The 14622-nt window shown below is 76.1% G+C and carries 14 protein-coding genes; 5 read left to right on the top strand and 9 right to left on the bottom strand.

Annotated elements, in window-relative coordinates; all coding sequences use genetic code 11:
* Positions 1-8 precede the first annotated feature (8 nt).
* Complete coding sequence (gene dinB, locus ABC795_RS07280; RefSeq protein ID WP_347060299.1) at positions 9-1256, bottom strand: DNA polymerase IV; 1248 nt, start codon at positions 1254-1256, stop codon at positions 9-11.
* Positions 1257-1326: 70 nt separating this feature from the next.
* Complete coding sequence (locus ABC795_RS07275) at positions 1327-2028, bottom strand: permease (protein ID WP_347060298.1); 702 nt, start codon at positions 2026-2028, stop codon at positions 1327-1329.
* 251 nt (positions 2029-2279) lie between these two features.
* Between ABC795_RS07275 and ABC795_RS07270 the strand changes: the two genes are divergently transcribed.
* The 3 genes from ABC795_RS07270 (at position 2280) to ABC795_RS07260 (ending at position 4856) form a co-directional block, all read left to right on the top strand.
* Positions 2280-2540, top strand: a complete 261-nt coding sequence (locus ABC795_RS07270; RefSeq protein WP_347060297.1) for a BatC protein — start codon at positions 2280-2282, stop codon at positions 2538-2540.
* 65 nt (positions 2541-2605) lie between these two features.
* Entirely contained in the window at positions 2606-3859 is a 1254-nt protein-coding gene (locus ABC795_RS07265) for a cupin domain-containing protein (protein ID WP_347060295.1), read from the top strand.
* Between the two features lie 4 nt (positions 3860-3863).
* On the top strand, positions 3864-4856 hold the full coding sequence (locus tag ABC795_RS07260) for a sucrase ferredoxin (RefSeq protein ID WP_347060293.1): 993 nt from the start codon (positions 3864-3866) through the stop codon (positions 4854-4856).
* An 8-nt stretch (positions 4857-4864) separates the two neighbouring features.
* On the opposite strand, the gene ABC795_RS07255 is transcribed toward ABC795_RS07260, so the two are convergent.
* The 3 genes from ABC795_RS07255 to ABC795_RS07245 all read right to left on the bottom strand — a co-directional run bounded on the left by ABC795_RS07255 (position 4865) and on the right by ABC795_RS07245 (position 7387).
* Complete coding sequence (locus ABC795_RS07255) at positions 4865-6055, bottom strand: nucleotide pyrophosphatase/phosphodiesterase family protein (protein ID WP_347060291.1); 1191 nt, start codon at positions 6053-6055, stop codon at positions 4865-4867.
* Positions 6052-6786: a methyltransferase gene (locus ABC795_RS07250; protein WP_347060289.1), complete on the bottom strand. Its 735-nt coding sequence runs from the start codon at positions 6784-6786 to the stop codon at positions 6052-6054. The genes ABC795_RS07255 and ABC795_RS07250 overlap by 4 nt, the downstream gene beginning before the upstream one ends.
* A 121-nt stretch (positions 6787-6907) precedes the next feature.
* Positions 6908-7387: a VOC family protein gene (locus tag ABC795_RS07245; RefSeq protein WP_347060287.1), complete on the bottom strand. Its 480-nt coding sequence runs from the start codon at positions 7385-7387 to the stop codon at positions 6908-6910.
* A gap of 198 nt (positions 7388-7585) precedes the next feature.
* On the opposite strand from ABC795_RS07245, the gene ABC795_RS07240 reads away from it, so the two are divergent.
* Complete coding sequence (locus ABC795_RS07240; protein WP_347060285.1) at positions 7586-7771, top strand: hypothetical protein; 186 nt, start codon at positions 7586-7588, stop codon at positions 7769-7771.
* A gap of 157 nt (positions 7772-7928) precedes the next feature.
* Here ABC795_RS07240 and ABC795_RS07235 read toward each other — a convergent pair whose 3' ends face one another.
* The 4 genes from ABC795_RS07235 to ABC795_RS07220 form a co-directional block, all read right to left on the bottom strand.
* Positions 7929-11714 (bottom strand): DNA polymerase III subunit alpha, encoded by a 3786-nt coding sequence (locus tag ABC795_RS07235; protein WP_347060283.1) that lies wholly within the window; start codon positions 11712-11714, stop codon positions 7929-7931.
* Positions 11711-12223, bottom strand: coding sequence for an SAV_6107 family HEPN domain-containing protein (locus ABC795_RS07230; protein WP_347060281.1), 513 nt, complete (start codon positions 12221-12223; stop codon positions 11711-11713). The genes ABC795_RS07235 and ABC795_RS07230 overlap by 4 nt, the downstream gene beginning before the upstream one ends.
* Complete coding sequence (locus ABC795_RS07225) at positions 12223-12546, bottom strand: DUF6504 family protein (RefSeq protein WP_347060279.1); 324 nt, start codon at positions 12544-12546, stop codon at positions 12223-12225. The genes ABC795_RS07230 and ABC795_RS07225 overlap by 1 nt, the downstream gene beginning before the upstream one ends.
* 309 nt (positions 12547-12855) lie before the next feature.
* Entirely contained in the window at positions 12856-13911 is a 1056-nt protein-coding gene (locus tag ABC795_RS07220; protein ID WP_347060277.1) for an HNH endonuclease signature motif containing protein, read from the bottom strand.
* Between the two features lie 191 nt (positions 13912-14102).
* On the opposite strand from ABC795_RS07220, the gene ABC795_RS07215 reads away from it, so the two are divergent.
* A complete protein-coding gene (locus tag ABC795_RS07215) occupies positions 14103-14315 on the top strand; it encodes a hypothetical protein (protein ID WP_347060275.1) in 213 nt (70 codons plus the stop codon).
* Positions 14316-14622: the final 307 nt, after the last annotated feature.

Raw genomic sequence — 14622 nt, 5'->3', positions numbered from 1 at the left:
CCGCCTGGTCAGCGCCCGGCCGGTCCGGGGGAGCCGGCACGGCGCAGCAGCGTCGCCGGGCGGACCGCACCGGCACCGAAGCGGCGGGCGGCGCGGTCGGCGGCCAGCTCGGCCTCCCGCCGGCCGTGCTCGCGCGCCCCGAGCTCCAGCTGACGGGGCGCCGACCCGGCCTCGACGAGCCGTTCGGCCCGCACACCGACGAGCCGGATCCGGGCCCGATCCAGCCCTAGGGCGTCGTAGAGAGCACGGGCGGTGTCGTAGAGCTCCTGCCCCACGTCGGTGGGCGCCCCGAGGGTGCGGCTGCGGGTGATCGTCGCGAAATCGGCGAAGCGCACCTTGATGCTCACCGTGCGGGCCAGGCTGCCGGTCGAGCGCAGCCGTCCCGCCGTCCGCTCCGCCAGGCGCAGGAGTTCCCGGTGGACGACCACGGGGTCGTCCACGTCGGTGGCGAAGGTCTCCTCCGCGCCGGTGGAGCGCTCGGGCTCGTCGGGCACGACCCGCCGGGGGTCGCGCCCCCAGGCCAGCTCGTGCAGGTGGGTGCCCGCCGCCGCGCCGAGGGCTCGCTGCAGGGTTTGCGCCGGGACGTGCGCCAGGTCACCGACCGTGCGCAGCCCCAGCCGCAGGAGCGTCTCCTCCGTCTTCGGCCCCACGCCCCAGAGCGCGCTCACCGGCAGCGGGTGCAGGAAACCCATGACCTCCGGGGGGCGGACGACCAGCATCCCGTCGGGCTTGGCCCGGGTGGAGGCCAGCTTCGCCACGAACTTGGTGCCGGCGACGCCGACCGAGCAGGTGATGCCCTGCTCGTCGACGACGCGGGCGCGGATGTACTCGCCGATCTGCGCGGCGTCGCCCAGCCGGCGGCCGGCGCCTGCGACGTCGAGGAAGGCCTCGTCCAGGCCCAGCGGCTCGACCAGCGGGGTGATCGACCGGAACAGTGCCATGACCGCCCGGGACACCTCGGAGTACAGCGCCATGTCCCCCGGCAGGACCGTCGCCGTCGGGCACAGCCGCAGCGCCCGTGCGGTGGGCATGGCCGCGTGCACGCCGTAGCGCCGGGCCTCGTAGGTGGCCGAGGTGACCACGCCCCGGTTGCCGACCCCGCCGACGATGACCGGCGTGCCGGCCAGCTCCGGGTGCCGGCGCACCTCGACGCTGGCGAAGAACGCGTCCATGTCGACGTGCAGCACGGTGCAGCCGGCTGCACGCACGCTCTCCCCCACGCCCACCTCCCGCACCGACCCCCGTGGATCGAACATGCGTTCGATCCACGGGGATGTTAGCGGCCCGGGGCGGGGCCGGCCGAGCGGCCTGCCCCGGAGCGTGCGATCAGCGGGCGGCGACCCGCTCGTCCTCGCGGTCGTGCTTGCCGGGCCACATCTTGGCACCGAGCACGCCACCGAGCGCCGCCGCGGCGATCGACAGCCCCAGTCCGAGCACCGCCCAGCTGGCGGCGGAGCGGGCCGCATCGGCGGCCTGGCCTGCCTGGATGTCAGGGATGTCGGCCTGCTGGATGCCGGCCACGTCGGTGACCACGCCGGCGAGCGAGCCGAGGAGCGCGCCGCCGCCGAACAGGGTGAGCAGCACGATCGTCACGACGGCCAGCGCCCACACGAGGATGCCGTGCAGGAGCCCCTCGCTGAACCCGCGCCACAGCGCGCTCGCCCCGGCGGTGAGACCACCGAGGAACAGCGCGATCAACCCGTTGATCCCGCTGATCAGGTCGGCGTCGTTCCCGGCCCCCGAGCCGACGTCCCACCAGCCCAGCGCCAGCGTGGCCAGCTGCAGGAGCAGGAAGGTGGGCACCGCGACGATCAACCCGGCCCACACCGGGCCCCACCGGACGCGGTCCCGCCGCGGCGGCGCCAGGGAGATCTGCGTGGGCCGCCCGAGGTGCTCGTCGTCGTGGTCGACCCGTGGGGCCGCCGCCACCCGCGTGGCGCCCTCCGTCGTCCCCACGGGCGTCGTGGCCTCCCCGCGGCGGACGTCCGCCCCGATGCCGGAATCGATTCGTGCACGACCTTCGGTCATGACCCTCTCCTTCTCGTTCGTCGTGGCTGTCGTTCGGGACAGGGATGCCCGGTCTGCCGGGCCGACCACCCGGGGCGGCGAGCCGTAACGCGATCGAGATGTGCGCCGCTCGTCCCGACGGCGGTCCCGCCGCGCCCCCTCCGGCACGAACACCGAGGTCACGGCGCATGTGTGGAGCATGAGCGCACGAGGTACAGCAGCCTCCGCAGGGTCGCCGTCCGGTGGCCCGGTCGATGGGATCGGAGGAGCCAGTGGCGCTCGACGACGAGGACATGACCAGCACGGAGGGCCCGGCCGACGGCGGTGCATCCGGCACCCCGGGTACGCACGACGGTGGCGCCGACGGTGGTGCGGACGGCGGTGCCGACGGCGGTGCCGACGGTGGTGCGGACAGCGGTGCCGACGGTGGCGCCGACGGCGGCGCGGACGGCGGCGCCGACGGCGGCGCCGACGGCGGCGCGGACGGCGGCGCGGACGGCGGCGCCGACGGTGGCGCGGACGGTTCGGCCTGACCGAGAACCCGACCCCGCGGGGCCGGACGGAGCAGCTCCGCCCGGCCCTGCGGCGGTGCACGGACATGGCGCCCGAGCTCTTCGCCGAGCAGTACTGGGCGCGGCGCCCGCTGCTCACGCGGGCCGAGGACACCGGGAACTCCTTCACCGACCTGCTCGACCTCCCCGCCGTCGACGAGCTGCTCTCCCGGCGCGGCCTGCGCACGCCGTTCCTGCGGATCGCCAAGGACGGCGCCGTCGTCGACGCGAAGCGGTTCACCACCTCCGGAGGGGCGGGCGCGGAGATCGCCGACCAGGTCTCCTCCGACGCGGTGCTGCGGCTGTTCGCCGACGGGAGCACCGTCGTCCTGCAGGGCCTGCACCGGCTGTGGCCGCCGCTGATCGAGTTCGCCGACCAGCTGGCCGCCGACCTCGGCCACCCCACGCAGGTGAACGCCTACGTGACCCCGCCCTCCTCGCAGGGCTTCAGCCCGCACTACGACGTCCACGACGTGTTCGTGCTGCAGGTCGCCGGTGAGAAGCACTGGACCATCCACGAGCCGGTGCTCCCCGACCCGCTGCGCACCCAGGTCTGGACCGACCGCGCCGACCAGGTCGCCGCGGCGGCCGGGCGCGAGCCGGTCATCGACGCGGTGCTGCGCCCCGGTGACGCCCTCTACCTGCCCCGCGGCTACCTGCACTCGGCGAAGGCGCTCGGCGAGATCAGCGCGCACCTGACCGTCGGCATCCACTCGGTGACCCGCTGGGCCGCCGCGGAGCAGGTGCTGGACCTGGTGCGCACGCTGGCGGCCGAGGACCGCACGCTGCGGGGATCACTGCCCCTGGGCATCGACCTCTCCGACCCCGACGTCCTCACCGACGACGTCGCGACCGTCGTCGAGGGTCTGCGCGCGTGGCTGGGCCGGGTCGAGCCGGCCGAGGTGGCCGACCGCCTCCGGGCCCGCACGTGGGCGCAGGTGCAGCCGGAGCCCGTGGCCCCCCTCGCGCAGGCCACCGCGGCGGCAGCCGTGACGGCGGAGACGGCGGTGCGGCTGCGCAGCCGGCTGCGCTGCACCCTGCGCGACGCCGACGACGGGCGGGTGGCGCTGATCGCCGGGCGCCGCACGCACACCTTCCCCTCCGACGTGCGCCCGGCCCTCGCCGAGCTCCTGGCCGTCGGTGAGCTCAAGGTCGGCGATCTGCCCGGGCTGGACCCGGCGGACCGCCTCACACTGGCGCGCCGGCTGGTGACCGAGTCGATCGCCACCGTGCCCGACGCCGCGCTGCCGGCCACCGGGCCTGCGGCCGCGCGCGAGGACGCGACCGGGTCCGGCCGGTGACGCCGTGGCGGGAGTGACCGGAGCCGGCTCCGCCGGTGGCGACGACTTCTGCCGCAGCGGCGTCCCCGCCCGCCCCCTGGGCCGGCTCGACGGGAGCCGCTGCTCGGTGCAGGCGCTGGAGCGCGCCGACTCGGGCGTCGCGACGGCGTCCCCGGTCTCGCGCTGGCTGCTGATCGAGCAGCCGGGCCCGTGGGGGCGGCAGGCGCTGGTCCAGTCGCGGTTCGACGCCCGCGTGGCCCCGCTGCTGGCCGAGCGCGCGCAGCGGGAGGGGGTGCGGGTGCTGCTGGTCCGCCGCCCCGGTGACCGACTGTCCGACTCCGGCCGTCGCTGGGCCTACGCCGACAGCCGGCTCGGCCGGGAAGGCCTCTGGTGGTCGGTGCGCTCGACCGACGCCGACCTGCTCACCGCGCCCTGGGACGGATCGGTCGGCGAGCCGGCGCAGGGGCGGACGTACCTGGTGTGCACCCACGGCGGGCACGACGCCTGCTGCGCGCTGCGCGGCCGGCCCCTGGCCCGCGCGCTGCCCGCGCCCGGGCCGGCCGACGTCTGGGAGTGCAGCCACCTCGGCGGTGACCGCTTCGCCGCCAACGTGCTCGTGCTGCCGCACGGCTTCTACTACGGGCAGGTCCCCGGCGACGGCGGGCTGGTCGTCGCCGCGCACGACCGCGGCCAGGTCGCGCTGCCGTGGCTGCGCGGGCGGGCGGGGCTCGCGGCGCCGGTGCAAGCGGCCCAGCACTACGCCCGCGAGGAGCTCGGCCTCCTCGGCGTCGACGACCTCGCACCCCTCGGCGTCACCCCGCGGAAGTCGGCCGATCCGGCGGCGGAGCGCTGGGAGGTCACCCTCGCCGGTCCGGTGGCATCGGTGGTCGTCACGGTGGAGAGCCGCCCGTCTCCGGAGGCCGTGCACCTCACCTGCCAGGCTCCGGCGCCCGACCGGGTGCGGACGTGGCACCACCTATCGCTCACGACCCGGCCGGCGGTCCCGGCCGACAGCTGACCGGGCGCTCAGCCGAGGGCGCGGCCCCGGGCGGCGAGGAGCGGGATCGCGAGCTCCGTCGCGGTGAGCGAGCCGTGGTAGGCGGCCAGCCGGCTCGGGCCGGGTTCCAGGCGGGAGCTGACCAGCACCCAGCTCCCCCGCGCCAGCGCCACGACGTCGCCGATGCGGGCGGCGAGCGCATCGTCCACCGGGCCGAAGATGCCGCTGGCGACGGCCTCCTCGCGCCCCACGACCCAGGCGCGGTCGCCCAGGACGCCGCGCCAGCGATCCAGGACGTCGGCCTCGGCCCCGGGCTCGGTGTGCACGTAGCGGGCGCGCGGCTCGCCGGCGAGCAGCCGTACGCCGTCGGCGAGATCGGGCTCGTCGTCCAGGTCCAGGCGGGTGTGCGCGGAGACGTCGAGCATGCCGTGGTCGGCGGTGACCAGCAGGGCGGCGTCGTCCGGCAGCCCGTCGACGAGCTGCTCGACGACGCGGTCGACCAGGGTGAGCTGGCCCCGCCAGCTGGGTGAGTCGACACCGCGGACGTGGCCGGTGAGGTCCAGCTCGGCCATGTAGCCGTAGACCAGGGCCCGCGGGCCGGCGTCCAGGGCCGACCGCATGAGCGCGGTGAGGTCGCCGGGTCCCACCGCCCCGGTGTAGTCCGCACCCCGGTAGGCTGCCGCGGTGAGACCCGAGCCCGCGTAGGCCCACGGGCCGACGGCGGTGACCGCGACGCCGTCGGCGGCGACGCGCTCGAAGACGGTGGGCCGCGCCTGCCAGTCGGCGGGGTCGGGGTCGTCGGCCCACTGGGTGTGGTTGAGGGTGCGCCCCTCCCCCGGCACCTCGGTGACGAAGCCCAGGACGCCGTGGCTACCCGGGGGCAGGCCCGTACCGATCGTGGTGAGGCTGACCGGGGTGGTACTGGGGCAGGGCGCCTGCAGGTCCCCGGCCGGACTGGTCAGCGCGGCGAGGGTAGGAGCGAGCCCGGCGTGGGCGCGGACCAGGTCGGCGCCCAGGCCGTCGACGAGCAGGACCGCCACGCGGCGCGCGCCGTGCAGCGCCGCGGCCAGGCCGAGCGGATCGGCAGGCAGGTCCCCCCGCGCGACCGGCGCACCCAGGGTCGCCGCGACGCTGGGCAGCACGTCGGCCAGGGTGGCGACGCCGTAGGCCGGCCGGTGGAGGTCGGGCGGGAGCCCGCCGTCGTCGACCGCCGCGCTCACGCGCGGGTGGCCAGCAGGTGGAGGCCGGCGGCCACCTCGCGGTAGGGCGAGGCCTCGGCGAGCGCCAGCTCCAGGTTCCGGACGGCGGCCGGGTCGGCGCCGGAGGCGGCCTCGAGCAGGTCGGCGACGACGGAGACGCCGCGCCAGCTGCCCGGGGTCAGGCCCGCCCCGTCGACGAGCGCGAGGAGGTCCTCGGGGGCGAACCTCCGCCGGACCGGCCGCCCGGGGACCCGCTCGTCGCCGAGCAGCGCGAGCGCCTCGACGGGGTGGCCGGCCACCGCGCGGGCGAGCACGGCACCGGCACGGTTGGCGACGGCGAGGCTCACCCGGCCGCCCGGGCAGAGGGCACCGGAGATCTCCCGGAGGGTGACCGCCGGGTCGTCGACGACCTCGAGGACGGAGTGGCACAGAGCGAGGTCGTACCCGCCCTCGTCGGCGGCGAGGACCTCGTGCAGCAGGTCGCCGTCGCCCTGCACGCCGCGTACCCGCTCGGCCACGCCCGCCGTCTCGGCGCGGCGGTGCAGGGTGGCCAGGGCGTCGGCGCTGGGGTCGACGACCGTGACGCCGTGCCCCAGACGGGCCAGGGGGACGGCGAACATGCCGCTCCCGCCCCCGACGTCCAGCACCCGCAGGTGCCCGCCCGCGCTGACCAGCGGGTCGAGCGCGGCCCAGACAGCAGCGGTCCGGGCGGGCAGCTGCTCCGCGGTCGGCGAGGCAGGTTCGATCGGCACCCACCGGAGCCTAGTGGCGGTCGGCAGCGGCCGCTGCCGCCTCCGCAGGGACCCCTGCCGGTCCTCCGGCGCCGTCCAGGGCGCCGCCCCGAGCGGGCGTGCGGAGAGGGCGGGGCCTCTCTCAGGCGGGGACGCCGTCGGCGGCCCGCCGGAGAACGTCGAGATCGATGCGGCGCAGTTGCATCATCGCGTCGGTCGCGCGCCGGACCCGGCCGGGGTCGGGATCGCTCAGCAGGGCCATCAGCTCGGTGGGGGTGACCTGCCAGGAGACGCCGAACCGGTCCTTGAGCCAGCCGCACATGCTCTCCTCGCCGCCGTCGGTGAGCCGGGTCCAGTAGTGGTCCGCCTCCTCCTGGTCGGCGCACATGATCTGAAAGGAGATGGCCTCGCTGTGCGGGAACTGCGGGCCGCCGTTGAGCGCGACGTACGCCTGCCCGTCGAGGGTGAAGCTCACCGTCATGGCCGTGCCCTCCGGCATGGGCATGTCGGGGCCGTAGCGGGTCACCTCGCCGATCGAGGAGTTCGGGAAGATCGAGGTGTAGTGGGCCGCGGCCTGCTCGGCCTGGCCGTCGAACCACAGGCACGGGATCTGCTGGGGCATCGTTGGTCCTCCTTCGCACGCGCCGGCCGGGCGCCGGCGTCGGGAGGTAGACCGGGCCGGACCGGGGAACTCATCGGTCGCTCGCCGCCCGACCTCCGCCGGTTGCCCGCCCCTGCCCGTCGCCGGATGATCGTTTACCGGTCCGCCGGGCCCGGGCACTGCCTCGATGTCAGCACCGTCGACGACTGAGGAGTTCCCATGACCCGCTCCGTGCGCCCCCGCCTGGTCCGCACGACCGCGGCAGCGTTCGCCATCGCCGCCGCCTCCCTCACCACCGCCGCCTGCGGGGATGACGTCGTCGACGACGGCGTCGAGCAGAACGTCGAGGAGGGCGTCGACCAGCTCGAGCAGGAGGTCGAGGACGCCACCGACGGCAACGGGTGAGCCACCACAACCGACACCGGGGCCCTCCTCCCGGGCGAGCCGAGGGAGGAGGGCGGCCCGTTGCGGGTTCCCGCCGCGGGCCCGCGAGCGGGGCCAGCGGCGGCCCCGCTGCCGGCCCCGCCGCGAGCCTGCGAGCGGTGGGGACAGCGGGTTCCTTCTAGTGACCGGAGCTGCCCGGGCTGGAGTGCCAGAGCTTGCGGGGCGGCCCGGCCGCTGCCCGGCGCGCCGCCACCTTGGTCTCGTCACCGGCCGGCTTGATGTCGGCGTAGGGCGACATCCGGAACCCGGTCGGGTGGACCAGGACCGGCCGCACCACGACCGGCCGGGAGCCGTGCGAGGCCGCCGCCCCGGCGATCGCCTGCTCGGTGTACTCATCGCCGTCCCCCACCCACCCCGCGGTCATCAGCTCGGCGACGGACTCGAGCCCGCCGGCTTCCCAGGCCTCGTGCAGCGCCGGCAGCTCCCAGGCCCCGGTGGCCCGCAGCGACATCCCCCGCGGGCCGGTGCGCCGCAGCACCCCACGGATCACCAGCAGCCACGAGTGGAAGACCGTCGCGGCGTAGGGGCCCTGCGCGTCCTCGAAGAAGGTCGAGTCGGTGCAGCCGGTGCCGTCGTCGAGGGTCACGAACACCACCCGGCGCCCGGACCGGATCGGCGGCGTCTGGGTGGCCACCTTGACCCCGGCGACCAGCACCTCCGCGCCGCTCCGGCAGCCGAGGAGCTCTCCGGCGGGCACCGCGCCGAGCGCCGACAGGAACGGCCGGTAGAAGTCGACGACGTGCCTGCTGGCGTCCAGTCCGAGCACCTCGAGCTCCGCCCGCACCAGTTCGGCGTCGGTGAACTCGGGCAGCCCGCTGCTCTCGGCCCAGCTGGGGGCGGTCGCCCCGTCGGACTCCGCCGACTCCTCCTCCAGCCCCATCAGGTCCAGGCTCAGCTGCCCGTCTGAGGTGGCCCGGGCGCCGCTGCGGCTCCACCGGTCCAGCTCGCTGATCTGCAGCAGCAGGTCCCGCCGGGTGACCTGGCGCCGCCGCCGGGTCGGCCGGCCGGCCTCGCGGTCGCGCATCCCGAAGCCGTAGAGCGAGTCGAACCCGCCGGCCAGCACCAGCCGCTCGACCACCGGCCGGGACACCGACGCGCGCGACCAGAAATCCGTCAGTGACCGATAGGGCTGCCCGGCGACGACCCGCGCCACCTCGTCGTCGGAGATGCCCTTCACGTCGGCCAGCGACAGCCGGATGCCGTAGTGCGTCGGGTCGGGCATCGCCGCGGGCATCCACTCCGGACGCCGCCAACCCCGGACCTCATCCTCCACTTCACGGTCAGAGTCGTCGTCCCCGTCGTCGGCAGTAACCAGCCGTTCGACGCGGTAGCTGCCGGTCGAGGCGTTGACGTCCAGGCCGAGCACCCGGATGCCGAAGTTGCGGGCGTCGTCGAGGATCAGCCGCTTCGGGTACATGCCGGGGTCGTGGGTGAGAACTCCGGCCAGGAAGGCCGCCGGGTGATGGGCCTTCAGCCAGGCCGACTGATAGGTGGGCAGCGCGAACGCTGCGGCGTGGGCCTTGCAGAAGCCGAACGACCCGAAGGCGGCCAGCACCTCCCACACCTGCTCGGCCACCTGCACCGGGTAGCCGGCGGCCAGCGCCCGGGGCACGAACCAGGCCCGCACCTCCGGGTGGGCGTCCTTCTCCCCCAGGGCGCGGCGCACCTCGTCGGCCTCGGCCAGCGTGCAGCCGGCCATCCGGGCGACCACCTGCAGCACCTGCTCGTGGAAGACCACCACCCCGGCGGTCTCCGCGAGCGCGAACTCCAGGTCGGGGTGCGGGTACTGCGCCTCCCGCCAGCCGTTCCGGGCCATGAGGAACGGGGTGACCATGTCGCTCTTCACCGGCCCGGGCCGGAACAGCGAGATGTCGATGATGATGTCCTCGAAGGTCTGCGGCCCGAACTTGCCGACCAGCTCCCGCTGTCCCGGCGACTCGATCTGGAACATCCCGAGCGTGCGGGTGCTGCGGATCAGCTCGAAGGTCGTCGGGTCGTCCCGCGGGACGGCGTCGATGTCGACCGCCTCCTCGTCGACCCGCTCGATCTCGTCGAGGGCGTGCGCGATGGCCGACTGCATCCGGATGCCGAGCAGGTCGAGCTTGAGCAGCCCCAGCTCCTCGACGTCGTCCTTGTCGAACTGGCTCATCGGATAGCCCAGGTAGCTGCTCTCCACCGGGGTCCGGTCCAGCAGCGTGGCGTCGGAGAGCAGCACCCCGCACGGGTGCAGCGCGATGTGCCGGGGCAGCCCGTCGAGCCGGGCGACGAGGTCGAACAGCAGGTCCAGATCCCCGCTACCGCCGGATCGTCGCGAGCCCAGCCGGCTGGCCCGCAGCTCCGGCAGGTCGCGCAGCGCGGCGTGCACCTGGTTGGCGCGGATGTGCGGGAACGCCTTGGCGACGGCGTCGACCTCCGCCGACGGCAGCCCGAGCGCGGCGCCGACGTCGCGGATGGCGTGCCGCACCCGGTAGGTGTCCATCATCGAGATGCAGCTGACCCGGTCGGCGCCGAAGCGGTCGATGACCGCGTCGTAGACCTCCATCCGGCGGGCGGACTCCACGTCGATGTCGATGTCGGGCAGCTGGTGGCGCAGCGGCGAGAGGAACCGCTCCATCAGCAGCCCGTAGCGCAGCGGGTCGACGTCGGAGATGCCCAGCAGGTAGGTGACCAGGCTGCCGGCGCCCGAGCCGCGCGCAGCCGCCCGAACCCTCAAGCTCTTGATGAGGTCGACCACGTCGGCCACGGTGAGGAAGTAGGAGGGGTAGCCGAGCTGGTCGATCACCGCCAGCTCCTCGTCCAGCCGCTGGCGGACCCGGGTCGTGGGCGCCATGCCACGCCGGCCCAGCCCGGCCTCGCACCGGGCGCGCAGCACCTGCGCCGGGCCCATGCCCCGCTCGGCCGGCGTGGTGACGACGTCGAGCTCGGGGTACCGGACGCTGCCGATGCCCAGGTCGGCGCCCGGGTCGACGGCGCACTGCTCGGCCAGCCGGGCGGTGCGCTCGAGCAGCCGCAGGGCGGCGTCCCGGTCGGGGCCGACGACGTCCTCGGCGACCTCGGCCATCTCCTTGCCCGACTTCAGGTAACCCTCGGCCGTGGTGCGGTCGACGTGCCGGGCACCGAGCGGGACCAGCCGCCGGGCGGCGTCGAGCACGTCGGCGGTCGGCGCGTCCAGGGCGTCGACGTAGCGGACGGCGTTGCTGAGCACCACCGGCACGCCCTGCTCGGTGGCGAACCGCAGCATCGCCTGGGCCCGGGAGCGGTCGCCCCGCCCGCGGTGGTGCACCAGCTCCAGCGCCAGCCCGGGGCCGAAGACTGCACGCCAGGCGTCCAGCTGGTCGGCGGCCAGATCGGCCCGGCCGGCCAGCAGCGCCCGCCCCACCGGGGAGTCGGGACCGAGCAGCGGGACCAGCCCGGTCGCGTGCTCGGCGGCGATCGCCAGCGAGCTCACCGGCTCGCCACGGGTGCCGCGCAGGTGGGTGGCGCTGGTGACCCGGCACAGCGACCGCCAGCCGGCGCCGTCCCGCGCCAGGAAGGTGACCCGGGGCAGTCGCGGGTCGACGCTCGCCCCACCGCGGGCCGGCGCCCGCCGGGCGGCCGTCGCGGCCCGTGACCGCGGGGGGCGTGCCGCGGCAGGGTTCTCCCCCAGCACGTGCGCGAGCGCCGGCGGCACGCTGGTGCCCAGCGACGGCGCCACCGCGAGGTCCACGCCGAAGATCGGCCGCACCCCGGCCGACCGGCAGGCCAGCGCGAACTTCACCGCGCCGTAGAGGCCGTCCCGATCGGTCAGGGCCAGCGCCGGCATCCCGTGCTCGGCGGCGCGGGCCACCAGGTCGGCGGGGTGGTTGGCCCCGTACCGCATGGAGTAGCCGGAGGCGACGTGCAGGTGGACGAAGGGGTCGCTCACGTCCAGGGCCCGGCGGGCCGGGAGCCCGCGGATCCGGATGCCGACCCGCCGACCACGCGCGGCCTCGGGTAGCGAGGCGGCTCCGGCATCCGCGTGCTGCCGAGCGCCGTCTCGACCACGGCGAGGAAGGCGCGGACGTCGCGCACCAGGTCGTCGGCCTCCCGCTCGGTGACCGCGCGGGACAGCCCCGCCTCGGCGGCGGCGCGCTTGCCCGCTCCGGCGGCGAAGAAGGTGGCCCACTCCCCCAGCTCCGGCGCCACCTGCCCGAGCAGCACCCAGGCGCTGCGCGGGCGGCGCCGCCCGCCCTCCGGACGGGTGCGGGCGGCCAGCACCGCGGCGGCGGCGCGGAGTGCGGCGAGGTGGGCGGTGGCGTACCGCTCCCGCTGGTCGGTGGCCGCGGCGGCCGCGGCCAGCCCCCGGTGCGCCTGGCCCAGCAGCGCCGCAGCGGCGGCGGGCAGGGCTGGGGGAAGCGGCAGCTGCTCGGCCGGCACGGCCCGTGCGGCGCCCATCAGTCGTGCACCCGCACGAGCCACCAGCGGTTGCCGGACGCGTCCCACGACAGGTCGTAGACCCCGGCGAAGCTCAGCCGGGAGCGCCCGGCCCGGACCGCCTCCACCCGCCAGACCTCCCGCGGCGCCACCAGGTCGGCGGACGCGCCGCCCGTGCCGGCGTCCCGCAGCCACCACGGTGCGGTCTCGACCCAGGAGTCGAGCAGCTCGCCCACGAGGTACCGGGACTGCCCGCGCCAGAACTGCACCGGGCCCAAGGGGCCACGTTCGACCTGCACCTCTTCGCCGGTCCGACCGACGACCTCACCCAGCACCCGGCTCATGCCCGACTCCCCACGTCTCACCCCGCGCGCACACCGTCCCAGCACCCCACCGGCGGGGAAGGCCGGGGAGCGGAAACGAGCGCCATTCGAACGTGTGTTCGAACACGTCCAGTAGACCGGAGCCGCCTGCCTCCGTCAAGCCGTGCGGCGGCCGTGTCGCGGACGTGCGCCTGCCCCCGCCGAACCCAGCGCCAAAGCTGCGGACCCCCGCGATCCAGCCCCGACCAACGGGCCGACGACCTCCCCGGACGCTCCCGACGGCGGAGCGCCACCGCGGTTACCGGGCGACGTGCCGGGGACCGGCTGGTCTCACGTGCGGAGCGGATCGGGCGGCTCGAGGTCGTCGAGCCAGGGCGGGTCGGGCTCGGGGTCGTGGCACCACCCGGGCGGGCGGGTGGTCCGGGAGACACCCGAGGGGGTGCGCACGACGAGCCGGCCGTCGGGATGCAGGCTGAAGCACCAGCCGCGAGCGAAGGTCTTGATCCGGTGGTGCCGCCGGCATAGACAGCACAGATTCCAGCAGGCGGTGGGCCCACCGTCGGCGAACGCCTGCCCGTGGTCGATGTCGCACCGGCCGGGGCGGCGGCGGCAGCCGGGCATGCGGCAGTGCCGGTCGCGCACGGTGACGAGGCGGTGCTGCGCAGCGGTGGGCCGGTACCCGCAGGTCGGAGGTGGCGGCCGGAGGCCGGGCCCGTCGGGGCGACCGGGCCCGTCGGGCTGACCGGGCCCGTCGGGCCCACCGGGCTCGTCGGGGTGACCGGGCCCGTCGGGGCGACCGGGCCCGTCGGGCTGACCGGGCCCGTCGGGCCCACCGGGCTCGTCGGGGTGACCGGGCCCGTCGGGGTGACCGGGCCCGTCGGGCCCACCGGACGAGTGGGCGTCACGCGGGGCGTTGCGTCGGCGGACGCGGCGGCCCCGGCCGGCAGCGCGGCGGAGCTCGGCCCGGGTGGCCACCGCGACGGTCTCCCCGGTACCCGGGGCATCGACGGCGACGCAGACCGAGCCGCCCGCCGGCGCGGAGCCGAGCAGGTCGAGGGAGGCGAGCAGCTCACGGCACTGGGCGGCGGAGATCAACTGGCCGTCCAGCTCCGCCGGGGGCGCCCCCGCTGGTGCGTCAGACCGCAGTGAGGCCGCCGCAGCGTGGACGACCAGGTGAGCGGTCACCGGTGGGCGGCTGGTGCCCCACGGCCGCAGCACCAGGTCGAGCGCGGCGGTGGCGCGCAGCAGGCCGATCGGCCGGTCGTCGCCGTCGGCGCGCATCCACCGGGCGTACTGGTCGACCGCGTCGCGGGCGGCGTGGACGGCGGGCAGAGGGCCTTCGACGACGAGCCGGCCCAGGTCGTCGGCGGTGCGCTCGACGTGCACGTCGGCCCGGCGCTGGGCCTCCTTGCGCCGGCGTTCCCTGGCTGCCGCGTCGACCCGGTACAGGTGGTAGCGGGCCCGGTCGCCCAGCCGGGACGGCGGACAGTGCTCGGCACCAGGGCAGCACCCGCGACTGCACCTCGGCGGCGACGGCGCCGGAGGCGTCGCCGAGCAGGTCGAGCAGGATGCGCGCCTTGTGCAGCGTGAGCCGCCCGGCGAACAGCTCCCCCCACGTGGCCGCCAGCTTCGTGGTGAGCAGGATCGACTCGGCGGCCAGCCGCCCGGCCTCGGCCTCCGAGCAGTTGCGGATGAGTGCGAGCTCGGAGACGAAGTCGTCGGAGACGTCGGCCAGCGCCGCCGGGCGGATCGCCCGGGAGTCCGGACCCGGCCCGCCGCGGCGGCCGTAGTCGGCATCCCGCTCGGCCGAGCGCCGGCGCGCCAGTTCCGCGATGACGGCCGCCTGCCGGGCGTATTCGCGGGCCATGTGCGCGTCGGCGGACCAGAGGTCGCACACCAGCTCCAGCTCCGCCGCCGCCGGCGACACCACCTCGCCAGGGAGCAACGGCATCGGCTCACCGTCGTCGGGCGCGTGGGGCTCCCCGTCGTCCTCCATGGCTGCACGGTAGGCAGCGGGTACGACAGTTCCTGCTGGTCGAACCGCTGGATGGCGCCACCTCCGTCCGCTCGAGCCCCACGGCCCGGTAACGGCTCCAG

It is taken from the genome of Blastococcus sp. HT6-30, assembly GCF_039729015.1.
GTDB lineage: Bacteria > Actinomycetota > Actinomycetes > Mycobacteriales > Geodermatophilaceae > Blastococcus.
Note: the sequence above shows the minus strand (reverse complement) of the source record. Positions and strands in the feature narration are given on the sequence as shown.

Coding starts and splice junctions, on each gene's coding strand:
- dinB (WP_347060299.1), bottom strand. CDS start 1,256: ATGTTCGATCCACGGGGGTCGGTGCGGGAGGTGGGCGTGGGGGAGAGC.
- ABC795_RS07275 (WP_347060298.1), bottom strand. CDS start 2,028: ATGACCGAAGGTCGTGCACGAATCGATTCCGGCATCGGGGCGGACGTC.
- ABC795_RS07265 (WP_347060295.1), top strand. CDS start 2,606: ATGGCGCCCGAGCTCTTCGCCGAGCAGTACTGGGCGCGGCGCCCGCTG.
- ABC795_RS07245 (WP_347060287.1), bottom strand. CDS start 7,387: ATGCCCCAGCAGATCCCGTGCCTGTGGTTCGACGGCCAGGCCGAGCAG.
- ABC795_RS07240 (WP_347060285.1), top strand. CDS start 7,586: ATGACCCGCTCCGTGCGCCCCCGCCTGGTCCGCACGACCGCGGCAGCG.
- ABC795_RS07230 (WP_347060281.1), bottom strand. CDS start 12,223: ATGGGCGCCGCACGGGCCGTGCCGGCCGAGCAGCTGCCGCTTCCCCCA.
- ABC795_RS07225 (WP_347060279.1), bottom strand. CDS start 12,546: ATGAGCCGGGTGCTGGGTGAGGTCGTCGGTCGGACCGGCGAAGAGGTG.